General features: G+C 71.5%; 27 protein-coding genes. 15 read left to right on the forward strand and 12 right to left on the reverse strand.

Annotated elements, in window-relative coordinates:
• The first annotated feature begins 41 nt into the window (after positions 1 to 41).
• Entirely contained in the window at positions 42 to 1,406 is a 1,365-nt protein-coding gene (locus Q0116_RS12845; protein ID WP_297889056.1) for a hypothetical protein, read from the forward strand.
• 58 nt (positions 1,407 to 1,464) lie between these two features.
• On the opposite strand, the gene Q0116_RS12850 is transcribed toward Q0116_RS12845, so the two are convergent.
• Genes Q0116_RS12850 through Q0116_RS12860 form a run of 3 tightly spaced genes read right to left on the reverse strand, consistent with a single transcriptional unit; the run spans position 1,465 to position 2,470 of the window.
• On the reverse strand, positions 1,465 to 1,737 hold the full coding sequence (locus Q0116_RS12850) for a hypothetical protein (RefSeq protein WP_297889058.1): 273 nt from the start codon (positions 1,735 to 1,737) through the stop codon (positions 1,465 to 1,467).
• On the reverse strand, positions 1,734 to 2,117 hold the full coding sequence (locus Q0116_RS12855; protein WP_297889060.1) for a hypothetical protein: 384 nt from the start codon (positions 2,115 to 2,117) through the stop codon (positions 1,734 to 1,736). The genes Q0116_RS12850 and Q0116_RS12855 overlap by 4 nt, the downstream gene beginning before the upstream one ends.
• Positions 2,114 to 2,470, reverse strand: a complete 357-nt coding sequence (locus tag Q0116_RS12860) for an ArsR family transcriptional regulator (protein ID WP_297889062.1) — start codon at positions 2,468 to 2,470, stop codon at positions 2,114 to 2,116. Before Q0116_RS12860 ends, Q0116_RS12855 begins: the two co-directional genes overlap by 4 nt.
• A gap of 160 nt (positions 2,471 to 2,630) precedes the next feature.
• Here Q0116_RS12860 and Q0116_RS12865 point away from each other — a divergent pair, with 160 nt between their 5' ends.
• The 4 genes from Q0116_RS12865 (at position 2,631) to Q0116_RS12880 (ending at position 6,092) form a co-directional block, all read left to right on the forward strand.
• Positions 2,631 to 3,389, forward strand: a complete 759-nt coding sequence (locus Q0116_RS12865) for a sensor domain-containing protein (protein ID WP_297889064.1) — start codon at positions 2,631 to 2,633, stop codon at positions 3,387 to 3,389.
• Positions 3,390 to 3,518: 129 nt separating this feature from the next.
• The gene (locus Q0116_RS12870) at positions 3,519 to 4,202 is read left to right on the forward strand and encodes a sensor domain-containing protein (protein WP_297889066.1); all 684 of its coding nucleotides are present in this window, start codon (positions 3,519 to 3,521) and stop codon (positions 4,200 to 4,202) included.
• The gene (locus tag Q0116_RS12875) at positions 4,195 to 5,091 is read left to right on the forward strand and encodes a DUF4097 family beta strand repeat-containing protein (RefSeq protein WP_297889068.1); all 897 of its coding nucleotides are present in this window, start codon (positions 4,195 to 4,197) and stop codon (positions 5,089 to 5,091) included. The genes Q0116_RS12870 and Q0116_RS12875 overlap by 8 nt, the downstream gene beginning before the upstream one ends.
• An 89-nt stretch (positions 5,092 to 5,180) precedes the next feature.
• On the forward strand, positions 5,181 to 6,092 hold the full coding sequence (locus Q0116_RS12880; protein ID WP_297889070.1) for an NAD-dependent epimerase/dehydratase family protein: 912 nt from the start codon (positions 5,181 to 5,183) through the stop codon (positions 6,090 to 6,092).
• Between the two features lie 58 nt (positions 6,093 to 6,150).
• On the opposite strand, the gene Q0116_RS12885 is transcribed toward Q0116_RS12880, so the two are convergent.
• The 3 genes from Q0116_RS12885 to Q0116_RS12895 all read right to left on the reverse strand — a co-directional run bounded on the left by Q0116_RS12885 (position 6,151) and on the right by Q0116_RS12895 (position 7,714).
• Positions 6,151 to 7,155 carry an arsenic resistance protein gene (locus Q0116_RS12885; RefSeq protein WP_297889072.1) on the reverse strand — a complete coding sequence of 335 codons (1,005 nt, stop codon included), beginning with the start codon at positions 7,153 to 7,155 and terminating at the stop codon, positions 6,151 to 6,153.
• Between the two features lie 93 nt (positions 7,156 to 7,248).
• Positions 7,249 to 7,458, reverse strand: coding sequence for a hypothetical protein (locus tag Q0116_RS12890; RefSeq protein ID WP_297889074.1), 210 nt, complete (start codon positions 7,456 to 7,458; stop codon positions 7,249 to 7,251).
• Entirely contained in the window at positions 7,451 to 7,714 is a 264-nt protein-coding gene (locus Q0116_RS12895) for a hypothetical protein (RefSeq protein ID WP_297889076.1), read from the reverse strand. Before Q0116_RS12895 ends, Q0116_RS12890 begins: the two co-directional genes overlap by 8 nt.
• 144 nt (positions 7,715 to 7,858) lie before the next feature.
• Here Q0116_RS12895 and Q0116_RS12900 point away from each other — a divergent pair, with 144 nt between their 5' ends.
• A complete protein-coding gene (locus tag Q0116_RS12900; RefSeq protein WP_297889079.1) occupies positions 7,859 to 9,112 on the forward strand; it encodes a trans-acting enoyl reductase family protein in 1,254 nt (417 codons plus the stop codon).
• 36 nt (positions 9,113 to 9,148) lie between these two features.
• Here the strand turns inward: Q0116_RS12900 and Q0116_RS12905 are convergent, their stop codons facing one another.
• Positions 9,149 to 10,120 (reverse strand): phosphoadenosine phosphosulfate reductase family protein, encoded by a 972-nt coding sequence (locus tag Q0116_RS12905; RefSeq protein ID WP_297889082.1) that lies wholly within the window; start codon positions 10,118 to 10,120, stop codon positions 9,149 to 9,151.
• A gap of 134 nt (positions 10,121 to 10,254) precedes the next feature.
• Between Q0116_RS12905 and Q0116_RS12910 the strand changes: the two genes are divergently transcribed.
• Positions 10,255 to 11,598, forward strand: coding sequence for an alkaline phosphatase family protein (locus tag Q0116_RS12910; RefSeq protein ID WP_297889085.1), 1,344 nt, complete (start codon positions 10,255 to 10,257; stop codon positions 11,596 to 11,598).
• Between the two features lie 169 nt (positions 11,599 to 11,767).
• On the forward strand, positions 11,768 to 12,010 hold the full coding sequence (locus tag Q0116_RS12915; RefSeq protein ID WP_297889087.1) for a hypothetical protein: 243 nt from the start codon (positions 11,768 to 11,770) through the stop codon (positions 12,008 to 12,010).
• Positions 12,011 to 12,037: 27 nt separating this feature from the next.
• On the opposite strand, the gene Q0116_RS12920 is transcribed toward Q0116_RS12915, so the two are convergent.
• The 3 genes from Q0116_RS12920 to Q0116_RS12930 are packed head-to-tail and all read right to left on the reverse strand — an operon-like array spanning position 12,038 to position 15,226.
• The gene (locus Q0116_RS12920) at positions 12,038 to 13,351 is read right to left on the reverse strand and encodes a hypothetical protein (RefSeq protein WP_297889089.1); all 1,314 of its coding nucleotides are present in this window, start codon (positions 13,349 to 13,351) and stop codon (positions 12,038 to 12,040) included.
• Entirely contained in the window at positions 13,348 to 14,430 is a 1,083-nt protein-coding gene (locus Q0116_RS12925) for a M48 family metalloprotease (protein WP_297889091.1), read from the reverse strand. The genes Q0116_RS12920 and Q0116_RS12925 overlap by 4 nt, the downstream gene beginning before the upstream one ends.
• 28 nt (positions 14,431 to 14,458) lie before the next feature.
• Complete coding sequence (locus Q0116_RS12930) at positions 14,459 to 15,226, reverse strand: hypothetical protein (RefSeq protein ID WP_297889094.1); 768 nt, start codon at positions 15,224 to 15,226, stop codon at positions 14,459 to 14,461.
• A gap of 104 nt (positions 15,227 to 15,330) precedes the next feature.
• On the opposite strand from Q0116_RS12930, the gene Q0116_RS12935 reads away from it, so the two are divergent.
• Together Q0116_RS12935 and Q0116_RS12940 are read left to right on the forward strand one after the other, a co-directional pair.
• Positions 15,331 to 15,930, forward strand: coding sequence for a TIGR04206 family protein (locus Q0116_RS12935; RefSeq protein WP_297889096.1), 600 nt, complete (start codon positions 15,331 to 15,333; stop codon positions 15,928 to 15,930).
• 72 nt (positions 15,931 to 16,002) lie between these two features.
• On the forward strand, positions 16,003 to 16,938 hold the full coding sequence (locus Q0116_RS12940; protein ID WP_297889097.1) for a ZIP family metal transporter: 936 nt from the start codon (positions 16,003 to 16,005) through the stop codon (positions 16,936 to 16,938).
• A gap of 72 nt (positions 16,939 to 17,010) precedes the next feature.
• Here the strand turns inward: Q0116_RS12940 and aroC are convergent, their stop codons facing one another.
• The gene (aroC, locus tag Q0116_RS12945; protein ID WP_297889100.1) at positions 17,011 to 18,198 is read right to left on the reverse strand and encodes a chorismate synthase; all 1,188 of its coding nucleotides are present in this window, start codon (positions 18,196 to 18,198) and stop codon (positions 17,011 to 17,013) included.
• A 93-nt stretch (positions 18,199 to 18,291) separates the two neighbouring features.
• On the reverse strand, positions 18,292 to 19,413 hold the full coding sequence (locus tag Q0116_RS12950; RefSeq protein WP_297889102.1) for a S1C family serine protease: 1,122 nt from the start codon (positions 19,411 to 19,413) through the stop codon (positions 18,292 to 18,294).
• 103 nt (positions 19,414 to 19,516) lie between these two features.
• Here Q0116_RS12950 and Q0116_RS12955 point away from each other — a divergent pair, with 103 nt between their 5' ends.
• The 5 genes from Q0116_RS12955 (at position 19,517) to Q0116_RS12975 (ending at position 23,064) form a co-directional block, all read left to right on the forward strand.
• On the forward strand, positions 19,517 to 19,738 hold the full coding sequence (locus tag Q0116_RS12955) for a hypothetical protein (RefSeq protein ID WP_006113523.1): 222 nt from the start codon (positions 19,517 to 19,519) through the stop codon (positions 19,736 to 19,738).
• 92 nt (positions 19,739 to 19,830) lie between these two features.
• Entirely contained in the window at positions 19,831 to 20,607 is a 777-nt protein-coding gene (locus Q0116_RS12960; RefSeq protein ID WP_297889107.1) for an enoyl-CoA hydratase/isomerase family protein, read from the forward strand.
• The gene (locus Q0116_RS12965) at positions 20,604 to 21,365 is read left to right on the forward strand and encodes a hypothetical protein (RefSeq protein ID WP_297889110.1); all 762 of its coding nucleotides are present in this window, start codon (positions 20,604 to 20,606) and stop codon (positions 21,363 to 21,365) included. The genes Q0116_RS12960 and Q0116_RS12965 overlap by 4 nt, the downstream gene beginning before the upstream one ends.
• Positions 21,366 to 21,479: 114 nt before the next feature.
• Entirely contained in the window at positions 21,480 to 22,049 is a 570-nt protein-coding gene (gene hpt / locus Q0116_RS12970) for a hypoxanthine/guanine phosphoribosyltransferase (RefSeq protein WP_008446308.1), read from the forward strand.
• Positions 22,050 to 22,386: 337 nt separating this feature from the next.
• A complete protein-coding gene (locus tag Q0116_RS12975) occupies positions 22,387 to 23,064 on the forward strand; it encodes a DJ-1/PfpI family protein (protein ID WP_297889115.1) in 678 nt (225 codons plus the stop codon).
• Positions 23,065 to 23,138: the final 74 nt, after the last annotated feature.

Here is a 23,138-nt window from a genome sequence, read left to right on the forward strand (position 1 = left end):
CGCTCCAAGGCTTTTACCGATCGAACCCCGCAGCCTCGCGCATGGTCCCCGACCCCTCCTCGGTTAGCAGACGGACGGTTTTGGCGACGCTCGGCGGCGGCGCCGCGGCGCTCGCCGGCGGCACCGCGGTCGCCGGCGCGACGGAGCCGACGGCGCTGCCGGACCCGATCACGGACGCGGCGACGAAGTACTACCCGACGCCGCCGGAGGTCGATGCCCTCTGGCGGCCGCCGGTGACCGAGGCGCACGCCCGTGCGGCCGTCGAGACGCTCGCGGAGACGGTCGCGGAGAGCCGGCGTCGGTGGGACGCGATCGGCTCCGTCGAGGACGACGGCGCGCCGATCACGACGGGTGCGGGCGGCTGGCTCGAGGACGCCCGCGAGGCGCTCGACGAGGGCGACCACGACACGGCCCTGTTCCGAGCGCGGTACGGCCTCCAGTTCGCGGGCGAAGCGCTGGGGTACGCCCGCGCCGAGCAGGACGCGGTCGACCGGGCGACGCTCCGCGACCGCGCCGCCGTACTGACGGACCGCGCGCGCGCAGTCGCGGACGGCCTGAAACCCTACCCGACGACGGATCCCGCGCGCGACCTCGGATGGTACGTCCGCATCGAGGGCGAGGTGCAGTCGGCGAGCGCGCTGGCGGCCCGCACGCTTCCGGACGACGCTGACTCGGGACAAAACGCCGATTCCGGGGACGAAAGCGACGCCTCCGCCGACCCGGTCGACCCGGAAGTCGCAGGTGAGGTGACGGCCGCGCTGCTCCGGGGCGAGGTCGACGCGATGACCGCGGAGCGGTATCGCGACATCCTTTTCGACCGCCTCGGGAGCGACACGGACCCGCACGCGGAGGCGTTGCGGACGGCCGCCGAGCGCTTCCGCGCCGCCCTCCCCGAGTACCCGTCCCGCGAGGACGCGCGAGCCCGGTACGTCGGGGAGGTCGACCGGTACGGGCCGTGGGAGTTCGCGCACTCGCGGCTGGCCCAGTGGTGTCTCGGGTCGGCCGCGCCCGTGCCGTGGCGGACGCCGATCGACGCGGACCTGCTCGCGCTGCGGACCGTCGCCCTCTCTATCGGATTGGCGCGTCGGCGGGCCCACGAGACCGCAGTCGACCGGCTCGTCGTCGAGCCGGACGACACCGCGTTCGACTCGGGCCACGCGCTCGCCGCGAAGCGCCGGGCGCAGGCGACCTACGAGTCGGTCGTCGGCTCCGATCCCAGCCCGCTGCTCGTCACGCAGATCGGCCGCGCGGTCGAGGACCTCCAGGTCGCGGAGGTCGGGTTCGGCGGCGGCCGCGACCGGCCGATGTGGCGCGAACGGTTGGAGGCGTACCTCTACGCGCTGGTCGGGCGCGCCAAGTTAGAGGCGTTCCCGCCGCTCCGGGACGCGATTCTCGACCCCGACTGATCGGCCGCGGGGCTGCGACCGTTGAGAGGGCGACGGGCCGCCGGCACGCCCGACCGCGTCAGTCGGCCACCGACCGCGCCAGCGCGCCGAGCCCGACGAGGTGCGCCATCGTGACGCCGAAGACGGTCGCGGCGTCGGAGAGCCCGAACAGCGGCGTCACGCCGTACGCGACGACGTACGGCACCACCGCGATACAGGCGACGCCGACGGCCAACAGCAGCATCGTTCGGCTCCCGTTCCGGCGGCTCCCGTCGTAGGCGAGGTACGAGACGTACGCCCCGAGGCAGGCGGTCGCGACGCCGCCCGCGGTCGCCACGAGCGAGAGCGTCACCGGTGGACCACCCCGAGGACGAGCAGGAGCCCGCAGAGCTTGCTCGCGGTCACGACCACGGTCCGCTCGGTGGCCGTCACCCACGCGACGTTGCCGAACGCCAGCCGGAGGAACATCGGGAGCGGGGCCAGAAGCAGGAGTCCGAGCGTCAGGAACAGCAGCGGACGACGACGCGTGCGCAGGTACCCCCGCGCGAAGCGGTAGGTGACGTACACCGCGAGCAGCACCGAGAGGAAGAACGCGGCGACCGTGACGGTCGCGAGGGCGGCACTCCCGCCGACCGCCTCGACTTGCGCCGGGACCGCCGCCCGCCCGAGCGTCCCGTCCGCTGGCGAGACGAGCGTCGCAATCGCCGTCGCCGCCGCGTGTGTGAGTGTCATCCGGAGAGCTCCTCGTAGAGCCGCGTCAGTCGGTCGGCGGCCGTCTCCTCGACGTAGTCGACGCTCACTTCGAAGCCGGTCGCGGTCAGGTCCACCGAGACGCGGTTGAGCCGCGCGGCGTACACTTGCTGGGGCCCGCTGTCCGGATCTACCTCTTGGACCGTCTCGACGAGGTCCTGCTCGCGGAGGCGTTCGAGCCGGCGGTAGACGGTCGCCTCGGAGGCGTCGCAGGCCTCGCTGAGCGCGCGGGCCGACCGGGTCTCCTCGTAGGTCTCGATGAGGATCTGCCGGGCGTACTCGTCGTCGAGCAGCGAGTACACCTCCCGGGGATCGACCGACGGCTCCGAAGCCATTCGGTTGAATCTCGCAATCGGGAAACTTAGTTTCCCCGGCGAGGCCGCGTTCGAGCGTGCTCGGACCGGCCCGCATCACGGACCCGCGACGCGAGGACCAGTCGGTTCGTTGACGAGACCGAGATTTCTTAGGGCTGCTGGCCGTCGAATCACCCAGTTGATGGCCCTCTCGGACGCGCTCTCGAACCCCCCCGCGAGTCGACGCGTCGCCGCGGCGGCGCTGCGAACCCCGTTTCGAGTTCGAACCTACGCCGCCGCCGTCTACTTGGCCCTCTCGTTCCCCCTCGGGATCGCGTACTTCGTCTGTACCGTGGTCGGGCTGTCGCTCGGTCTCAGCCTCTCGGTGCTCCTCGTCGGCGTGCCGATTCTGGCGGCGACGCTGGGCGGCGTGGTGCTGGTGTCGGTCGGCGAGCGCGTCCTCGCCCGGCGGTTCCTCGGGGCCGACATCGACACCCCGTCGTGGAAGGTGACGGAGGCGTCGGGCGTCGCCGACCGGATCCTGGCGGTGGTGACCGACCTCGCCGTCTGGGGCGCTCTCGTCTTCGTCCTCTCGAAACTGGTCGTCGGCGTCGCCGGGTTCACGCTGCTCACGGTCGTGCTCAGCGTCGGCGGGTCGCTGCTGGCGACGCCGCTGTACTACGACACGCCGGGCGCGACCGTCGGGCTCATTCTCCCGGAGCCGATCCGACGAGAGCTGTCGCTGGTCGTCCCGTGGGAGCGGTTCGAGGTCGGCGTCTCGTTCATCGTCCGGCTCACGTCGTGGGAGGTGTCGACGCTGCCGGGCGCGCTCCTGATGTCGCTGGTCGGCGTGCTGGCGATCCTCGTCGGGCTGAACGTCCTGTCCGCCGCCGGCTGGCTCTGCGCTCGCTGGGCCGAACTCACGCTGGGGACGGACCTCCCCTCGGTGGCCGACGACTGACTCGTCGCCGGTCGTAGCACGGACGAACCGCTCGTGGAAAAAGATCGTACTTATATTTTTGGTGGCGTTGCCGGCTCAGCAGCGCTGAATTCTTTATATGTGAACTCGGCGACAAGCGGAAAGTACAGCATGAGTGACCACAGCTGGTCTCCACGCTCGCCGGGCGAGGCGCTCGCGCGCTTCGTCGGTGTGCCGTTCGACGCGCAGACGTACCGCAACCTGGCGTACCTGCTGCTGGCGTTCCCGCTGGGCATCGCCTACTTCACCGTCGTCACGACCGGTCTCTCGACGGGGCTCGGGCTCCTCGTCACGTTCGCGGGCGTACCCATCGTCCTCGCGACGCTGCTCGTGACGCTCGGGATCGGCTCCTTCGAACGCCGGCTGGCCGACTACCTCCTCGACGTCGAGGTCGACGGCGACGCCGAGCGGATCGAACTCGCCTTCGGGTCGGTCGAGGAGGCGATCGGCACGACGAAGCGGGTCCTCACCGCGCCGACGACGTGGACCGGGCTGCTGCTCGTCGGGCTCAAGTTCGTCTACGGCGTCGTCGCGTTCACCGCGCTCGTCACCGCGTTCGCGGTGTCGGCGACGCTCCTCGCCGCGCCCGCGCTCTACGACGCCCCCGGCGTCACCTACACGATCGGCACGTACGCGGTCGACACGCTGCGCGAGGCGCTCGCCGGGGCCGGCCTCGGCGTCCTCCTCGCCCTCGTGTCGCTCCACGTGAGCAACGGCCTCGCTCGCTTCGGCGGGTTCCTCACCGACGCGCTGCTCGGCGGCGCGACGCGGTCCGCGGAGGCGACCGATGGGTGAAGACTCGACCGGCGACGGGTCGTCGACGCGGCGGCGACTCCTCGGCGCGGCCGGCGCCGGACTGGCGACCGCCCTCGCCGGCTGCGGTGCGGTCGTCGACGTCGACCGGCGGACGGAGACGGAGCGCCGCAGCGTCGACCCGTCGTCGGTCTCGACGCTCGCCCTGACGGACGTCTCCGGGGACATCGCGTTCCACGCGGAGTCCCGCGACGACGTCTCGGTCGTCGTCCGGAAGCACGCCCTCGGCGGCGTCTCGTTCGACGACCTCGACGCGACGGTTCGGACCGCCGACGACCGCCTCGAAGTGACGACGGACGAGCCGCAGGTCGTCGGGCTCGGCGGCGGGCGGATCGACATCGAGGTTCACGCGCCGCCGAGCGTCGCGGTCGACGAGCTCCGCACCGTCGACGGCGACGTGCGGGCGGAGTCGGTTCCGGACGGCGCGACGCTTGCCACGACCGACGGCGACGTGTCGGTCTCCGACGCCCGCGGGGACGTGCGCGCCGAGTCCCGCGACGGCGACATCCGCGTTGAGGAGACTGCGGGGACGCTCTCGGCGACGACCGTCGACGGCGATATCCGCGTCCAGAACCCCGGTCGCGTCGACGCGCTGCGGACGCGGGACGGCGACGTCGTCGCGGACGTGCCCGCCGCGGCGTCGGACGCGGTCGTCGCGTCGACCGACGGCGACCTCCTGCTCCGACTGGGCGACGACCTGAGCGCGGCGCTCACCGCGCGCACCGACGACGGGGAGTTCGCGGTCTCCGGCGGCGGCTCCGCGTTCAACGTTCGCGAGCGGACGGAGTCCCGGCTTCGGGCGACCGTCAACGGCGGCGACGCGGCGGTGACGGCCCGGACGCGCGACGGCGACGTCACGATCCGGGCGTGAGCCACCGGCGTCGCCGTTGCCGACGGTGACGACCCGCGCTCCCGCGCGAAACCGAAGCGCTGAATTGTCGTCCCTGAGGACACGCGACCATGCAAGACAAGCGCGTCCTCGTCACGGGCGGGGCCGGGTTCATCGGCTCGAACCTCGCGAACCGCCTCGCGGTCGACAACGACGTGATCGCGGTCGACGACCTCTACCTCGGCGCGGCCGAGAACCTCGACGACGCCGTCGAGTTCGTCGAGACCTCCGTCGTCGACGACGACTACCCGGTCGACGTCGACGTCGTCTTCCACCTCGCCGCGCTCTCCTCGCGGAACATGCACGAGAACGACCCCCAGCGCGGCTGCCGCGTCAACGTCGAGGGGTTCGTCAACGCGGTCGAGCGCGCCCGGAAGGCCGGGTGTGAGACGGTCGTCTACGCCTCCACCTCGTCGATCTACGGCAGTCGCACCGAGCCCTCGCCCGTCGACATGGACGTGGAGGCCCACACCGCCTACGAGGCGTCGAAGCTCGCCCGCGAGCGCTACGCCGAGTACTTCGCCAACCACCACGACATGAACGTGGCGGGGCTCCGCTTCTTCTCGGTGTACCAGGGCTTCGGCGGCAACGAGGAGCACAAGGGCGAGTACGCGAACACGGTGGCGCAGTTCGCGGACGCCATCGCGAACGGCGAGGCGCCGGAGCTGTTCGGCGACGGCAGCCAGACGCGCGACTTCACCCACGTCTCGGACGTGGCGCGCGCCTGCGAGCTCGCCGCCGACGAGGAGCTGACGGGCGTGTACAACGTCGGCACGCGGGAGGCGTACACGTTCAACGAGATGGTCGGCATGATCAACGACGCGCTCGGCACGGACGTCGACCCGGAGTACATCGAGTGCCCGTTCGACGGCTACGTCCACGACACGATGGCCGACTACTCGGCGTTCCACGAGGCGACCGGCTGGGAGCCGGAGATCGGTTTCGAGGAGGGCGTCGAGATGGTGTGCGATCCGTACCGATAGCGTGACGACGGCCCCGTAGCAGACCCCGACTTTCGACGTCGGACGGCCGCGCGGCGATTCAGATGATCGAGGCGACCGCCTCGGTGAGCGACGCGTCACCGTCGGCGACGTCGCGGCGGTAGTGCATGTACACCGCGCCGAGCGGCGGCTGGACGACGTACGCCAACGCGATCGGCAGCACGGCGGTCTCGGGGACCGCCGGCGCGGCGACGACGACCGCCACCGCGATCGAGAGGTTTCGCATGCTCGTCGCGTACACGAGCGCGACGCCGCTGGCCGCGTCGCGGAGGGCGCGCGAGAGCGCCGCTCCGACGACGAGCAAGAGCGCGTAGAACGCGACGATGGGGAGGATCGTGACCCCCGAGGCGACGGGGTCGGCGAGGATGCTCTCGGAGCGCATCGCCATCGCGATGAACACGATCAGCATGACGCCGAAGGAGCTGAGCCCGCCCAGCGTCGGCTTCAGCCGTTTGAACCCGTCCCTGCCCAAGCGGCCGAGCAACGCCCGCCGCGTGAGCGTGCCGGCGACCATCGGGACGACGACCACCTGTGCCAGCTGCCCGTACAGCGCGGTGGGGTCGAAGCCGACGCTCGCCGGGATCAGCGCGGCGAGGTACGTCGGCAGGACCGCGACGGCGACGAGCAGGTTCACCGCCATCGCCACGAGCGCGGACTCCAGGTCCCCGTTGGCGAGCCCGGTCCAGGCGGCGGTCATCCCGGAGGTCGGGATGAGCGCGATGAAGTAGAGCCCGACCGCGTAGCCGACGCTCCCGTCGAAGAACAGCCGCGCGAGTCCGACCGCGAGCAACGGGGCGACCCCGAAGTTGACGAGGAGGCTGAGCGCCACGACCCGCGCGTGGCTGCGGACGTTCACCACCTCACGGAGGTCGATGTTGATCATCATCGGGTAGATCATCAGGAACAGTACGGGGACCACGGCGGACTGGAGGAGGCCCTTGAACGAGGCCCCGGCGAACTGCCCGACGACCAGCCCCGCCGCCAGCGACGCGACGACGACGTAGATCAGGTTCGACTTGATACCGGTGAGGAACCGCCGTATCATCGTGTGCGTTATTGTGGTTGGCGCACAATAATAGTTCGGACGGCGGCTCCGCGCGTCGAGACGGGTGAACTGCCGATCGCGGCTGCCGCCGCGCTACTGCCCCTCGACCGCGCTGCCGGCGGCGATGAGGAACCCGGTGATCGCGGTGATCAGCGCCACCGTCCCGATCGCGACCGCGCCGATCCGGAACGTGTCGCCGGAGAGGCGCTCGGCGATGAGAAACAGGAAGACGGTCGTGACGAAGCCGATGAGCACGAGCGTTCGCCCGAAGCGCCCCGTGTCGATGCCGGGCTCGCTAGACACGATTCAATATCTCCTTGAGCACGCCCTGATACTCCTCCTCGGTGGCGGCGTTGCCGAGCGAGTGGATCGACTGGCTGATCCACAGGCCGGCGGTGAAGTTGATGAACGCCGCCATCGAGACGGTTCCGAGCTGTCCCTCGACGAACAGTCCCGTGACGATCGCACCGACGAACCCCAGCGCCATGAGCGCGTGCGTGACGAGCGATCGGGTGCCGAAGTCGGCGAGCTGTAGTGATAACCGAGTGCCAACGGCCATACCCTCCGTTGCGGCTGCCAATGTAAAGAGGTAGCGCGTCCCGAGAGCCGCTCACCTCGCCTCCAGCGTCATCTCCCGCTCCCGCTTCGTCCCGACGACGCGTACCCCTGCGGGTTTAGGCGGGCGGCTCGTACGGACGCACGAATGACCGACACGGATCGGACGCACGACGTGGTGGTGTGGGGCGCGACCGGGGTCGCCGGGCGCTTCACCGCCGAGTACCTCACAGAGCGGTACGGGCCCGCTGACCTCTCGCTCGCCGTCGGCGGGCGGAACCGGGAGAAGCTCGACGCGCTCGTCGACGACCTCACCGGCCGGAGCGACGCGTGGGACGACGTACCCGTCGTCGTGGGCGACGCGACCGACCCGGAGAGCCTGCGGGCCATCGCCCGCGACACCCGGGTCGTCTGTACGACGGTCGGCCCGTACACGGCCTACGGGACGCCGCTGGTCGAGGCCTGCGTCGAGGCCGGCACGGACTACTGCGACCTCACCGGCGAGGTGAACTGGGTGCGCGAGACGGTCGACCGCTTCCACGAGGCGGCCGTCGAGAGCGACGCCCGGATCGTCCACAGCTGCGGGTTCGACTCCGTCCCGGCTGACGTCGGGACGCTCCTCGTCCAGTCGTTCGCGGCGGAGACGTACGGCGAGCCCTGCGAGGCGGTCCGGATCTACCTCGACGGCGGCAGCGGGAGCGTCAGCGGCGGCACGCTGGCGAGCTTCGGCGAGCTGTTCGAGGCGGCCGCGACCGACCCGCTCGCCCGCGAGGCGCTCCGCAACCCCTACTCGCTGGCTCCCCGCGGCGAGCGGAGCGGCGTCGACCCCGGCGAACAGCGCCGGCCGCGGCGTGACCCCCTCCGCGACGAGTGGACAGCCCCGTCGCCGATGGCGCCGGTGAACGAGCGAGTGGTCCGCAGGAGCAACGCCCTGCTCGGCTACCCGTGGGGCCGCGAATTCAAGTGCGGCGAGGTCGTGCCGACCGGTTCCGGGCCGATCGGCGCGGCGACCGCGAGCGCCGTCGCTGGCGGGCTCGGGCTGTTCTCCGCGGCCATGTCGGTCGGCCCGGTACGGGACGCGCTTCGGCGCTACGTCTTCCCCGACCCCGGCGAGGGACCGACGCGAGAGGAGGCGGAAGCGGGGAGCTTCCTGATCCGCGTGCTGGGCCGCGGGACGGGCGCGGACGGACCGTTCACCGTCGAGGCCGAGTTCGGGACCGACCGCGACCCCGGCTACGGGGCGACGGCGCGGATGCTCGGCGAGTCGGCCGTCTGTCTGGCGCGCGGCGACGTCGACTCCCCGTTCGACGGCGGCGTGTTGACGCCGGCGTCGGGGATCGGGCTCCCGCTCGCGGAGCGACTCCGCGACGTGGGGTTCACCGCAGCGGTCGGCGAGTCGTAAAAGAAGCGTATCGGGCGGACCGCTCCCGCCCGTCGATTACATGTAGCCGAGGTCGCGCAGGCGCTCCATCAGGTCCTCCTTGTCCTGGGCGCGGCCGGCGCGCTCGGTCGTGTCCTCGAGGTTCTGGAGCCACGCGGGCTCCTCGGTCGTCTTCTCCGTGCTGACCTCGCTGCCGAGCGAGCGGAACCCGGCGAAGTACTTCGGCGAGATCGGCACGTCCTCCTGGGTGACGCCCTCGGGGAGGTCGTCGTCGGCCTGCGGGATGTACCCCTCGTCGGGGAACGCCTCGACGGTGTCGGGAACGACGAAGTTCCAGAACGCCTCCCACACGTCCGCCTCGGCGAACTGGAGGATGGGCTGGATGCGGTCGTGCGGCGGGAACAGGTCGGGGTCGTGGCGCGGCGAGAAGAACGTCTCGTCGGCGCGGGCCTCCTGCTCGTCCCAGCGGACGCCGGAGATGACGCCGTCGATGTCGTACTCCTCGAGGGCGTCGTTGAGCGCGACCGTCTTCAGCAGGTGGTTGCCGACGTAGGTGTCGAGCAGGAACGGGAACGAGTCCTCCTCGAACTCGAGGATCTCCCGGATGTGGTGCCGGTTGTGCTCCGAGAGCGCGTCGACGGGGATGTCGTCGCCGGGTTCGAGGCCGTGTTCCGCGACGTAGTCGCCGACGTCCTCGTTGCGGGCGTACACGAGGTCGATCGCCCACTCGTCGGCCCAGTGCTCGACGAAGTCGGTGATCGAGTCGAAGTGCTGGAAGTGGTCGATGAAGACGGCGGTCGGCTTCTCGTAGCCGTACTCCTCGGCCACCTGGTTGATGAAGTACAGCGTCAGCGTGGAGTCTTTCCCGCCGGTCCACATCACCGCGGGGTTGTCGTACTGTTCGAGGCCGCGGCGCGTGACCTCGACCGCCTTCTCGATCTTATGCTGGATCGACGGGTAGTCGTCCGGGGTCTCCCCCTCGCCGTCGGTGTAGTCGACGTCGACGCTCGCCGGGAACTCGTCGCTCATACGCCGGAGATGTCGCCGCGAAGGGAAATAGGCCTTCTGAATCGTGACCGCGTCGCGGTCGCGCTCGCTGCGGCCGTCCCCTCGCGATTTCGCGGAACACAAGGGATATGCCGACCGCCCCGGAACCGACGACCATGGGCCTGTTCGACCGGCTTCGCGGCGAGGACGACGAGCGCGTCGTCTTCCTCGGCATCGACGGCGTACCGCTCGACCTCGTCGAGGACCACCCCGAGGTCTTCGAGAACCTGACCGACATCGCCGAGACCGGCTCCGGCGGGCGGTTGGAGAGCATCGTGCCGCCGGAGTCGAGCGCCTGCTGGCCGAGCCTCACGACCGGCGTGAACCCCGGCGAGACGGGCGTGTACGGCTTCCAGGACCGCGAGGTCGACTCCTACGAGACGTACGTCCCGCTCGGGCGACACGTGAAGGCGACCCGGCTGTGGGACCGCGTCACCGACGCCGGCCGCGACGCGACCGTCCTCAACGTCCCCGTCACCTTCCCGCCGTCGACGCGGATCCAGCGGATGGCCTCCGGCTTCCTCTCGCCCGACCTCGAGTCCGCGACGAGCGACGAGTCGCTCCGCGAGACGCTCGACGGCTTCGACTACCGCATCGACGTCAACGCCAAGCTCGGCCACGACGACGACAAGACGGAGTTCCTCGAGAACGCGCACGCCACCCTCGACGCCCGGTACGAGGCGTTCTCGCACTACCTCGCCGAGGACGACTGGGACCTCTTCTTCGGCGTCTTCATGAGCACCGACCGCGTGAACCACTTCCTCTTCGGCGACTACGCCACGGACGGCGAGTACGCCGAGGAGTTCCTCGAGTTCTACCGGACGCTCGACGAGTACATCGGCGCGATCCGCGACTCGCTCGACGACGACGCCACGCTGGTCGTCGCCTCAGATCACGGGTTCACCCGACTGGAGTGGGAGGTGAACTGTAACCAGTTCCTCGCCGACGAGGGGTGGCTCTCCTACGACGGCGACGACCACGACTCGCTGACCGACATCGACGACGAGACGCGTGCGTACTCGCTCATTCCCGGCCGCTTCTACCTCAATCTGGAGGGCCGCGAGCCGAACGGCGTCGTCCCCGAAGACGAGTACGAGGCGACCCGCGAGGAGCTCATCGAGGACCTCGAATCGCTCACCGGTCCCGACGGCCGGCAGGTCTGCCGGCGGATCGTGAAGGGCGAGGACGCCTTCGACGGCGCACACGACGACATCGCCCCCGACCTGGTCGTCATCCCCGCGGACGGGTTCGACCTCAAGTCGGGCTTCTCCGGCAAGGAGGCGGTGTTCACCGAGGGACCGCGCAACGGGATGCACAAGTTCGAGAACTCGCTGCTGTACGCGACCGATCCAGACCTCGACCTGGCCGACGCGAACCTCTTCGACGTGACGCCGACGATCCTCGACCTGCTCGACGTCGACGCCGACGCCGAGTTCGACGGCGAGAGCCTACTGTCGTAGCGACCTCGCCGACGCCGCCGTCCCGCGGCGGGCGTATCCGACACGGTTACCCTCCGGGCGGACGGCGTATCGCGTGTGATGACCGACGGCGTTCGCTTCGTCGCGCTCGGCGCCGTTCGACGAGCACAGCCGCGAGGCGGTCGTCCGCGAGTTCGACGAGGCGTTCGGCGTGGAACTGCTCGACCCGACGGCGGTCGGTACCTTCGAGCGCGGCGGGGAGCCTGCCCACGAGGTGTGGCGCGTCTACGAGGGGGAGATCGCCGAGGGCTGGCCGTACGACCGTGAGTCGTTCGCGTTCGCTGAGCCGGAAGGCGGGACCGAACACGTCTCCCGGTGGGTTCCGATCGACCGACTACGGCAGCCCAACACGACGTTCTACGTCCCGGATGTGCTCGACGCGCTCACCGCGTAGCCGGACGACGCCCCGGACTCACAGTCCTCACAGCGGCGACCAGCGCTCGCCCGGGGCCGCGCGGAACGCGTACGCGGTCTCGCGCTCGACGGCGACCAGTCGGCCGCCGATGGCGAACAGGGCCCGCGGTTCGATCTCGTCGGGAAACGGCGCCTCCCACCGCATGGACCCGCCGGAACCGAGCGCGACCATGCGCCCCCGGGTTGGATCGTTGAATCCGCCCGAGTTCTCCGCGACGTACGCTCCCGTCGCGTCGACCGCGAGGTGGTCGGACGGGAGGTCCGACCGCTCGAACGCGATCTCGCCGGCGGCGATGTCGACTGCGGTCAGTGTCCTCCCGCGCGCGCAGTAGAGGCGCCCCTCGGTCGCCACGACTCCGGACGGGCGCCGCTCCGGGGCGGAGACGTCGAGCGCGAACCGCCGGTCGAGGCCACCGTCGTACCCGACCAACGACTCACCCGGAGCGGCCGCGACCGCAGTCCCGTCGAGGGCGACGAGCCACTCGGTCGCGGCGTCGACCGCGCGCTCGCCGCGCCGATCGCCGCGCCGGTCGAAGCCGACGATCGCCGGTCCCGTCCCGACCGCCGCGGACGAGGCAGCTCCGGGCGCGAACGCCCACGCGGTCTCGGCGTCGACCGCGACGCGCTGCGCCGCGTCCCCCGGTCCCCCGGCACCGTCCGCGCCGGCCCACAGGTCCGGAACCGCGAACCGGGGGTCGCCGGTCTCGGCGTCGACCGCAGCGATCCCCCGCGTCCCCACCGCGACGGCGAGCGCGTCGCTCGCGCGGACGGCTCGGAGGGACGGCCCGGTCTCGTCTCTCCCGTCGGTCGACTTTTCGCCGCCGCCGGACTCGCTCGCGAGGCGAGACCCGATATCGACCTGCCACCGGACTGGGTCGGCCGACGACCCGCCCGCGACCGACCCGGCGTCAGGCAGGTCGATCGCCGTCAGCCGCGCACCCTCAAGCGGGAGGAAGACGGCGTCGTCGGCGACGGCGGGCGCGCCCGCGACCTGTCGGGCCGTCTCGCCGACCGCCTCGACGGTCCCCTCCGAGGTAAGGACGGAGACGGCCGCGTTCGAGACCTCGCGCCAGACCTCGTCCTCGAAGTCGTACGTGCGCCCGGACTGGTTCGTGACCGTGACCAGTCGGTCACCCGCCGGGAGGTGGAACCGCTCGTCGGCGAACGCGAGGCCGCCGGTTCGGATCGACTCCTCCCACGCGAGGTCGCCGCCGCCGGGAACGTAGCCGCAGCCGGCGGTCGCCGCCGCGAGCGCGGTCCCCACCCCCGCGAGCAGGCGACGGCGGGTCGGCGTCGGCGAGGGAACCCCGTCGCCCGTCACGCCGGTTCACCCGCCAGTTCGCGGAGCCGCGCGACCCGCTCTCGGGTCGGGGGGTGCGTCTCGGGGAACACGTCCGTGCTCACCAGCTCCCTGTCACCGAACGCGCGGGCCTCCAAGGGTGCGAGGTACAGCGCCTCCGCGCCGCCGTCCAGCTCGCGGAGGTCCTCGTCGGGCATCTCGGGCATCGCCTCGTCGACGGTCCGGAGCGCGCTCGCCAGCGCGGCGGGGGAGCCGGTGATCTCCGCGGCCCCGCGGTCGGCCGCGTACTCGCGGTACCGCGAGAGCACGCGGTGGATCAGCACGCTCCCGAACCAGAACATCGCGGAGACGCTGAGCGTCGCGACCGCGCTGACCGTGATCACGACGAGACCGACCAGCAGCCCGCGGCCGTCGCGGTTCCCGCCGCCCCCGCCACCGGCCCCGAGGAACCTGACCAGTCCGTAGAGGACGTAGAAGGCGAGGACGGCGAGGTAGTAGGTGACGGTCGGCAACACCCACGCGACGGTCATCAGGCTCGCGTCCCGGTTGGCGAGGTGCGACAGCTCGTGGGCGAGCACGGCCTCCAGCTCTTCGTCGCCGAGCCGGTCGAGTAGCCCGGTCGTGACGGCGACGGTGCCGTCGCCGGGGGTCCCGACCGCGAACGCGTTCGGGATTTCGGTGTGTTTGACGGCGACATCGGGAACGGGCACGTCGGCCTGCGCGGCCAGCCGCGTCACCGCGGCGTGGAGTTCCGGGTACTCGTCTGCCGAGACGTGCCGCGCGCCGACCGACCGGAGCACGGTCCGCGGCCCGTAGCGGTACTGGACCGCCAGCCCGCCGAGGACGACGACCGCGAGGAAGACGGGGTCGACGTACACCTCGCCGGTGTAGGGGCGCTCGTTCGCCCACTCCAAGAGTGGGAGGCCGACCGCGTTGATCAGGAAAACGAACGCGTACACGAACGCGAACGGGAGCGCGACGACGAGCCCCGTCGCGACGAGCATCCGGGCGCGGAGCCCGCGGTCGGGACTGAGCGTTCCGGAGTCGTCGGATGAGGCCGAATGCCGTCGGCTCTCGCCGGAGGGAACAGAGGGCGACATCGGCTGCCAGCCGGTTCGACGCCGATCGTTAAATGCTCTCTGTCGGCGTCGAACACCGCAGACAGAGGATCCCGGTCCCGGCCCAGTTCACGTGTCTCGACCCGCACTCGGGGCAGCGGTGCCCCTCGTTGTTGTACTCGGTCGTCCCGCGGGGCGCGGCGAGGTGTCCGTCGTCGACCGCGCGCTCGAGGAGCCCGCGGAACCGCTGCTTCTTGAACCGGGCTCGGTGCGCGAGGAAGTCGCCGGGGCGGTCGGGGTCGGCGCCGTGGAGGTCCTCCCACTTGATCGCGATCTCGCCGTCCGCCTGCCCTCTCGCGACCTGCTTGATCGTCGCGGCCGCGGCCTCGAACAGCGGCGTCGTCGCGAGCGCCTGCGGCGTGTCGACGTCCGCGCCCGCGGCCTCGTACTGCTGCGCCGCGTCGTCGTACGCCCCCTCGGCCCCGTCGAGGCCGCCGGCGACGCGGAAGTCCGCGACGAACTCGCTCAGGCAGGCCCCCTGCCCCGACCCGTCGAGGACGCGGCCGAAGTCGCGGCTCGCCGCGATTCCCTCGACCGCGCGCTGGGTCGCCCGGCCGTCGGCGCCGGCGACGCGGTACGCGACCGCCGCGGCGAGCAGCTGTTGGATCCCCTGGCCGATCCACCCCTTCTCGTCGGGCTCGAAGGGATCGATCTCGGGTCGCGGGTCGGCGAGGACGCGCCGCCCCCCGCGGGTGTAGCGGTCCCCCGCACGCTCGTACTCTCGCGCCGCCAGCGCGTCGACCGCCGCGTCGTAGTGGCCGCCGTCGTCGGTGTTCACACGCGCGGTACGGGCGGCGGCGGGTTACGCCTATCGCCCCGCGCCGTGCGCCCGGCCCTCGGAGCGCCCCGACCATACTTACTTTCGGGGGGCGAACCGCCCCTATGGAGAGATCGGCGGACGCCACCGGACCGACCGCGGAGTCGGAGTCGCCGTCGGCCCCGGAGCCGCGGTCGCGATCCGCCTCGTCTGGACCGGCGTCCACGTCGCGGTCGGACTCGTCGTCGCCCAGCAGTCGGACCGAGTGGCTGCTCGTCGTCGCGCTGCTCGCGGTCCCGATCGCCGTCGTCCCGGGCGACGGGGAGCCGACGCTGGTGAGCCTCTGGGGGTTCGTCACCCTCGGCGGCGACGGCTACGGGGTCGGCGGCTACCCGGTCTGGGCCTACTTCCTCGACCAGCCGCGTCCGTTCGCCACGCTCCCCCCGTCGATCCGGGCGTGGCCCGTCGCGGTCGGCTTCCACCTGCTCGCGGCCGGCAGCGCCACGGGCGGCGTCGCGCTCGGACGGGAGGACCGCCGGGTGACGGGCAGTCTCCTCGTGCTCGCGGCGGCCGCGACGCTGTGGGTCGCGGCGGGGCTTGGGCTGCGGTTCGGCGTCGGCGCGACCGCGGGGTGGCTTTCGGTCCTCCCGGCGGGCGCCGTCGCGACGCTCCTCGTCGCGCTCGCGGCGTACGGGGGCGACCTCCGCGGAATCGCGGTCCGGTAGGGGGGCCGTCGAGCGATCCCCGACGCTCCCGGGCCGCTCGACTTTACGTATCCGGGCGCGGAACCGGCTCCCATGACAACGCTGCCGGCCCTCGTGGGGATCACCACCGTCACGGGCCTCGCGACGGGACTGGGGGCGCTGCCAGTCTTCTTCCGGTCCCGGGTCACCCACCGGGTGTACGACGCGGCGCTCGGTCTCGCCGCGGGGCTGATGGTCGCCGCCAGCGTCTTCGGGCTGATCATCCCCGGGTTAGAGGAGGGGACCCTCTCGGCGGTGATGACCGGCGTGTTCCTCGGCGGGATCGTCCTCCTCGGCGGGAACTACGCGATCCCGCACCTCCACGCGCAGTACCGCAAGTGGCTCCCCGAAGGCGGCGCGACCGACGACGATGTCGAGTCGATGCCGACGAGCGAGGACGGCAGCGGGATGACAGCGGACGATCCGTTCCCCGAGGCGAGCGCCGACGCGGCCGGAGACACCGGGGACGCGGCGTCGGAGTTCACGGCGGACGCCGACGACGAAGAGGCGACCGCGGCCGCCGACGCCGCCCGCGAGGTGACGCTCCGGAAGGCGCTGCTCATCGGGGGCGCGATCACCCTCCACAACGCGCCGGAGGGGCTGGCGATCGGCGTCGCGTTCGCCTCCGGGTTAGAGGAGGTCGCGCTGCTGCTCGCGGTCGTGATCGGGCTTCAGAACGTGCCGGACGGGTTCGCGTTCGCCGTGCCGATGGCCGACACCGGGATGTCGAACGCGCGCGTGCTCTGGTACACGATGCTGTCCGGCGTCGTCCCGCAGGTCGTCGCCTCCGTCTTCGGCTTCTCGCTCGTCTCGGTCGCCGCGGGGCTGTTCCCGATCTCGTCCGGGTTCGCGGCGGGCGCGATGCTCGCGGTCGTCTTCCGGGAGCTGATTCCCTCCTCGCACGGCCACGGGCACGCCGACGCCGCGACCGGCGCGTTCCTCGTCGGCTTCGTCCTGCTCGTCGTCGTGGACGCGGTCGTCGTGGTGTGAGTCCGCGTCCCCGCGTCGCTCCGGCATCGCGGACTAGATCGGCACCACGGGCCAGGTCGGCTCCGCGGCGGACTACTCGTTGCGCGGGCTGCTCGGGTGGTACTCCGTGTCGTACTCGCCCGGGTTCCCGTCGACGCGGTCGGGGTTGATCCGACCGCCGAGCAGCATGAAGTCGAGCACGGTACAGTACAGCATCGCCTCGACGACGGGGACGGCCCGCGGCGGGAGGACGGGGTCGTGCCGACCGACGACCTGGACCTCCTTCTCCTCGCCGGTCTCCCAGTCGGCCGAGCGCTGCTTCTTGGGGATCGAGGTGGGCGCGTGCCACGTCGCCTCGCCGTAGATCGGCTCGCCGGTGGTGATCCCGCCCTGAAGCCCCCCGTGGTCGTTCCCCTCTGGGACCGGGTCGCCCTCCTCGCTCTCGACGTGGTCGAACGACTCGCCGTCGTCGAACGTCCAGTCCTCGTTGCGGTCGCTGCCCGCCACGTCGGTCGCGTCCTTCCCGAGCCCGTACTCGACGCCGGTCGTCGCCGGGATGGAGAACATCGCCTGCCCGAGGCGGGCGGGGAAGCTGTCGAAGCGCGGCGATCCGAGCCCGCGCGGGACCCCGCGGCACTCGAAGTAGATCGAACCGCCGATGGAGTCGCCACGCTCCTGGAAATCCTCGATCAGCTCCTGCATCTCCGCGGCCGCGTCCGGGTCGGCGCAGCGCACGTCGTTCTCCTCGCTGCGTTCGAGGAGCTGGTCGAAGCTCACCGGGTCGGCCTCGACCTCGCCGATGCGGTTGACGTGCGCCTTGATCTCGACGTCGTGGTCGGAGGCGTCGAGCACCTGCTCGGCGACCGCGCCGGCCGCGACCCAGTTCACCGTCTCCCGAGCCGACGAGCGCCCGCCGCCGCCCCAGTTGCGCGTGCCGAACTTCGCGGAGTAGGTGTAGTCGCCGTGCGAGGGGCGCGGGGCCGTGACGTACGGCTCGTACTTCCCCGAGCGCGCGTCCTTGTTCTGTATCACCATCCCGATCGGGGTACCCGTGGTGTACCCGTCCTGGACGCCGGAGTTGACGACGACCTCGTCGGGCTCGCCCCGCGAGGTGGTGATCATCGACTGGCCCGGCTTGCGCCGGTCGAGCTGCGCCTGGATCGCCTCCTCGTCGAGCTCGACGCCCGCTGGCACGCCCGAGACGGTGACGCCCATCGCGTCGCCGTGGCTCTCGCCGTAGGTCGTCAGCTGGAAGAGTCGGCCGAACCGATTCCCGTTCATACCGTCACGTGTGGCCGCGGGCATATAGGGGTTGCAATCCGCGCAACGGGTGTGGGCCGTCCGCGCGTCCGATCTCGCATTTAGTGCCCGCGATCAGGGCTCGGGCCGCTCGCCGAGCGTCACGTCGACTGTCTCCTCGTCGCCGTCGCGGACGACGGTGACGGCAACCGCGTCGCCGGGCGACGTCTCCAGCGCGAGGAACTGCGAGAGGTCCGGGTTGTCCGTCACCTCGGCGTCGTCGAGCGCGACGATCACGTCGCCGCCGGTCGGCACCGACGCGCCGTCGACGGTCGTCTCCCCGTCCGACCCGCGGAGTGCGCCGTCGGCCGGGCCGCCGGGGACGACGTCATCGACGTACACGCCGCTGGCGTCCGGGAGATCGTTGCCGGCCGCAATCAGCGGGTCGACGGGCGCGACGCTGACGCCCATGTACGAGTGGTCGTAGCTCCCGGTCTCGACAAGCGCCGGGACGACCTCGTTCACGAGCCGGGCGGAGACGCCGAAGCCGACGTTGTCGCCCCGCGTCGCGGTCGCGACGCCGACGACCGTGCCATCGAGGGTGACGATCGGACCGCCGCTGTTGCCGGGGTTCAGCGCGGCATCGGTCTGGATCGCGTCCGCGATCGAGAAGCGCCCGGGCGCGGTCGACGCCGGGATCGTGCGGTCGCGACCGCTGACGATCCCCTGCGTGGCCGACCCCGACAGCCCGAGCGGCGCGCCGACGACCAACACTCGCGTCCCGACCGGCGGGAGTTCCCGCACCACCGGGAGCGGGTCCCCCGGGAGCTCGCCGTCGAGCTCGACGACCGCGAGGTCGCTGTACGGGTCACGGCCGACCACGGAGGCGTTCACCCACGTCTCGTCCGTGGCCCGGACGCGGATCGCGTCCGGGTCGCCGATGACGTGGTCGTTCGTCACTAGGTGCGTCTCGTCGTAGAGGAAGCCGGACCCCTGTCCCGCGGGACCGCCCTCCTCGGAGCCGAAGACGGTATCGCGGCTCTCAACGTATGTCTGGACGCGCGCGACGGAGGGGACGACCGCGTCGTACACGTCGACGTAGTCGGGGTCGTCGGCCGTCACGGGGGCGTCCACCTGTGGCGCACTGCCGGCGGCGTCGTCGGCCGCGAGGTCGCCGTCCCGCCCGAGACAGCCGGCTGCCGACGCGCCGGCGATCGCCGCGCCGAGACCGAGGAACTCGCGTCGGGTGCCCTCCATGTGTACCGCTAGGAACCGCGCTCGATTAAGCGATCGGCCGTCCGCGGCCGCGGGCCGACGCGCGACCGATGGGGGTATGTAACGGGAACGCGTTGGCTGGGGCGTGCGCGATCGCCTCACCTCCGACCTCGGCGTGTACGCCCTCTCGGGGTTGTTCTCGCTCGTCGTCTTCGCCTTCGCCCTCTGGATCCTCTCGCGGACGCTCCCCGGCGGGCTCGCGAGCCGACAGCTCGGGGGGCTCGTCGTCGGCTACCTGCTGTTCGTCGGCGTCTACACGACGGCGTGGTTCATCTACACCGGGATCGACAGCCGCGAAGAGGTTTGACCGGCGGGTCGCGGCCGCCGGCCGCTCTCGTTTCAGAAGCGACCGGATCCGCCTGCCGAACCGTTTTCACGCCGCCGCGTGACGGGGCGTCTATGAGTCGGGACACCATCGCCTTCGACGTCGACGACCGCGGCGTGGCGACGATCACCGTCGACCGCCCCGAACAGCTCAACGCGCTCACCGCCGAGACGCTCGAAGCGATCGACGACGCGCTCGACGAGGCCGCGGATCGAGACGCGCGGGCCCTCGTGATCGCCGGCGCGGGCGACGAGGCGTTCGTCGCCGGCGCCGACATCTCGCACATGGTCGACCTGTCGACGCCCGAGGCGCAGGCGTACGCCGAGCTCGGCCACCGCGTCGCGGACGCGATCGAGACGTTCCCCGCGCCGACGGTCGCCGCGATCGACGGGTACGCCTTCGGCGGCGGCTGCGAGCTCGCCTTGGCCTGTGACATGCGGGTCGCCGCCGAGAGCGCGGTGCTCGGCCAGACCGAGATCGACCTCGGGATCATCCCCGGCTGGGGCGGCACGCAGCGCCTCCCGGCGCTCGTCGGCGACGAAGTGGCCCGTCGGCTGATCTTCCTCGGCGAGCGCATCGACGCGGCCGAGGCCGCCGAGGTCGGGTTCGTCGGCGAGGTCGTCGCGGGCGAGGAGTTCGACGACCGGATCGACGAGCTGACGGGCGAATTGGCCGCGAAGCCCGCGACCGCGCTCCGCGCCGCGAAGGAGGCGCTGAACGCGGCCGGCGAGGGCGCCGCGGCGACCGGCCACGCCCTCGAACGCCGGGCGTGGGCCGGCCTGTTCGGTACCCACGACCAGCGCGAGGGGATGCGGGCGTTCTTAGAGAAGCGCGAGCCGGAGTTCGAGTGATCCCGAACGTCGGCGACAAGTACGACGCCGACGCCCGCTTCTCGCCCGCCGACGCCGTCGGCGCACAGGGCGACGGCCTGCCGGACGTGCCGCCCGCCGTCGTGCTCGGCCACCAGTCCGAGCTCACTGACGCGGTGCGGGAGCGGAGCGACGACCACCTCGAAGTCGTCAGGGGCCAGCGCGTGGACCTGCTCTCAGAGGCGGTCGGGTACGTCGCCGTCCACGAGTCGGGCATCGGCGCGCCGGTGACCGCGATCGTCGCGGAGAACGTCGTCGCCGCCGGCGCGGAGGCGGTCGCGATGCTCGGCGGCGGCGCGTCGCTCCAGCCGGAGATCGCTCCAGACGCGGCCGTCCTCCCGACCGACGCGATCCGCGACGAGGGCGTCTCGCACCACTACGTCCCGCCCGACGAGCCGGTGATCGCGACGGCGTCGCTCGTCGACGAACTCGACGCGTCGCTCTCGCGCGCCGGCTTCGACACGCCCCGCGGGACGACGTGGACGACGAGCGCGATGTACCGCGAGACGATACCCGAGGTCGAACGCTACCGCGAGGAGGGCGTCGTCACCCTCTGTATGGAGTCGGCCGCGCTGTGGGCGGTGGCCGAGTACCGCGGTGCGGACGCCGCGACGGTCCACGAGATCGGCGACTACCTCGCGCCCGACGAGTGGGTGCCCGAGGCGGACGCCGACCGCGGGCTCCCGGAGATGCTCGGACCGACCGTGGAGGCGCTGGCGCGACACGTAGACGCGCGCTGAGCCCGAGCGGAATCGCACGGCGTCCAGTGCCGCGCCCGACCGCGACCCGTGCGACCGAGGTCCACGGAACCCCGGGATCGCCACGCTTTATTAATCGCCGCGAGTACCCGCGACATGGACCAGTTGCGGCAGTCGCTCCTCGACGCGCCGATCATCGAGAAAGGCGAGTACCAGTACTTCGTCCACCCGATCAGCGACGGCGTCCCCATGCTCGAACCGGAGCTGCTCCGGGAGATCGTCATCCGGATCATCCGGAAGGCGGAGCTGGAGAACGTCGACAAGATCGTCACCCCCGCCGCGATGGGGATCCACATCTCCACCGCGCTCTCCCTGATGACCGACATCCCGCTGGTCGTCATCCGCAAGCGCCAGTACGGCCTCGACGGCGAGGTCCCGCTGTTCCAGGAGACCGGTTACTCGGAGTCGGAGATGTACATCAACGACGTCGAGGAGGGCGACCGCGTGCTCGTGCTCGACGACGTGCTCTCGACCGGCGGCACGATGAAGGCCATCCTCGACGCGCTCACCGACGAGGTCGGCGCGGACGTCGTCGACGTCGTCGCCGTGATCAAGAAGGCCGGCGAGAACGAGCTCGACGAGACCGACTACAACGTGAAGACGCTGATCAACGTCACCGTCGAGGACGGCGAGGTCGTCGTCGTGGACGCGCAGGGCGACGAATAGGTCGGTAACTGTCGACCCGCGGGGAACACCTCGAAGTTTCTACTCGCAGGTTTATTAGTGGTCGACGGCGGACCGGCGGTTAACACCTCCAAAGCCCCGCCCGGCACCGCACCGCGCCTCACCCTCCCCAGCCTCGTCGGGCGCGGCCGTCGGACTCCCTTCGGTCGTCCTCGTCGCGCCCGACTCCCTCGCACGCGCTTCTCGCGGCCGCCGAGGGCGGCCGCTCGACGGCGCGCGCCGACCGCAACCTGCCGTTTGCTTATAAACCCGGCGCCGCCCTTTGCCGCTGCCGGGCGCGGGCGTCTTTTATATCGAGGTCCTCAATGGCGGACTACACATGACTGACGCGTTGTTCGTCGTGAGCGAGGAGGGGTACTGGGCCGAGGAGTGTATCGAGCCGCTGACGACGCTCGAATCGGAGGGCGTCGACGTGACCGTCGCGACGCCGTCGGGGTCGCCCCCGGTCGTCGACGAGCGCTCGCTCGACCCCGAGGCCGCGGGCGGCGAGGAGCGGGTCGCTGAGCTCCGCGAGGTCGACGAAGAGCACCCCGAACTGAACGATCCGGAACCGATCGCGACCGTCGACGCCGACGGCTACGAGGCGGTCGTCTTCCCCGGCGGCCACGGAACCGTCTGGGACGTGAACCAGGACCGCCACGCGCGCCAGCTGCTGCTCGACGCGGTCGCGGGCGACGACGGCGTCGCCCTCGTCGTCTGTCACGCGGTCGGGATCCTCGGGTTCACGCGCGAGGCCGACGGGACGCCGCTCGTCGAGGGGCGCGCCGTCACCGGCTTCCCGAACGACTGGGAGGACGGCATCGTCGACGACCACGACGTGATGCCTGACGGCCGGAAGCTTCCCTACTGGGTCGAAGACGAAGTGCGACTGGCGGGCGCCGACTGGGACGCCGAACTCGACGCCGACACCAGCGTCACCGTCGACGGCGACCTGATCACCGCCCGCGGCCCGGGCTCGTCGGCGGCCGCGGCCGCGACGCTGCTCGACGAGCTCTGAGAGTGCCGGACCCGTTCAGCGGATCACGAACGCCGGCTCCTCGATCCGCTCGCTCTTACACTCGGGACACCGCG

The sequence above is a fragment of the uncultured Halorubrum sp. genome (assembly GCF_937146585.1).
GTDB lineage: Archaea > Halobacteriota > Halobacteria > Halobacteriales > Haloferacaceae > Halorubrum > Halorubrum miltondacostae.

Coding starts and splice junctions, on each gene's coding strand:
- Q0116_RS12845 (WP_297889056.1), top strand. CDS start 42: ATGGTCCCCGACCCCTCCTCGGTTAGCAGACGGACGGTTTTGGCGACG.
- Q0116_RS12855 (WP_297889060.1), bottom strand. CDS start 2,117: ATGACACTCACACACGCGGCGGCGACGGCGATTGCGACGCTCGTCTCG.
- Q0116_RS12860 (WP_297889062.1), bottom strand. CDS start 2,470: ATGGCTTCGGAGCCGTCGGTCGATCCCCGGGAGGTGTACTCGCTGCTC.
- Q0116_RS12865 (WP_297889064.1), top strand. CDS start 2,631: ATGGCCCTCTCGGACGCGCTCTCGAACCCCCCCGCGAGTCGACGCGTC.
- Q0116_RS12870 (WP_297889066.1), top strand. CDS start 3,519: ATGAGTGACCACAGCTGGTCTCCACGCTCGCCGGGCGAGGCGCTCGCG.
- Q0116_RS12875 (WP_297889068.1), top strand. CDS start 4,195: ATGGGTGAAGACTCGACCGGCGACGGGTCGTCGACGCGGCGGCGACTC.
- Q0116_RS12880 (WP_297889070.1), top strand. CDS start 5,181: ATGCAAGACAAGCGCGTCCTCGTCACGGGCGGGGCCGGGTTCATCGGC.
- Q0116_RS12885 (WP_297889072.1), bottom strand. CDS start 7,155: ATGATACGGCGGTTCCTCACCGGTATCAAGTCGAACCTGATCTACGTC.
- Q0116_RS12895 (WP_297889076.1), bottom strand. CDS start 7,714: ATGGCCGTTGGCACTCGGTTATCACTACAGCTCGCCGACTTCGGCACC.
- Q0116_RS12900 (WP_297889079.1), top strand. CDS start 7,859: ATGACCGACACGGATCGGACGCACGACGTGGTGGTGTGGGGCGCGACC.
- Q0116_RS12905 (WP_297889082.1), bottom strand. CDS start 10,120: ATGAGCGACGAGTTCCCGGCGAGCGTCGACGTCGACTACACCGACGGC.
- Q0116_RS12910 (WP_297889085.1), top strand. CDS start 10,255: ATGGGCCTGTTCGACCGGCTTCGCGGCGAGGACGACGAGCGCGTCGTC.
- Q0116_RS12925 (WP_297889091.1), bottom strand. CDS start 14,430: ATGTCGCCCTCTGTTCCCTCCGGCGAGAGCCGACGGCATTCGGCCTCA.
- Q0116_RS12935 (WP_297889096.1), top strand. CDS start 15,331: ATGGAGAGATCGGCGGACGCCACCGGACCGACCGCGGAGTCGGAGTCG.
- Q0116_RS12940 (WP_297889097.1), top strand. CDS start 16,003: ATGACAACGCTGCCGGCCCTCGTGGGGATCACCACCGTCACGGGCCTC.
- aroC (WP_297889100.1), bottom strand. CDS start 18,198: ATGAACGGGAATCGGTTCGGCCGACTCTTCCAGCTGACGACCTACGGC.
- Q0116_RS12950 (WP_297889102.1), bottom strand. CDS start 19,413: ATGGAGGGCACCCGACGCGAGTTCCTCGGTCTCGGCGCGGCGATCGCC.
- Q0116_RS12960 (WP_297889107.1), top strand. CDS start 19,831: ATGAGTCGGGACACCATCGCCTTCGACGTCGACGACCGCGGCGTGGCG.
- hpt (WP_008446308.1), top strand. CDS start 21,480: ATGGACCAGTTGCGGCAGTCGCTCCTCGACGCGCCGATCATCGAGAAA.
- Q0116_RS12975 (WP_297889115.1), top strand. CDS start 22,387: ATGACTGACGCGTTGTTCGTCGTGAGCGAGGAGGGGTACTGGGCCGAG.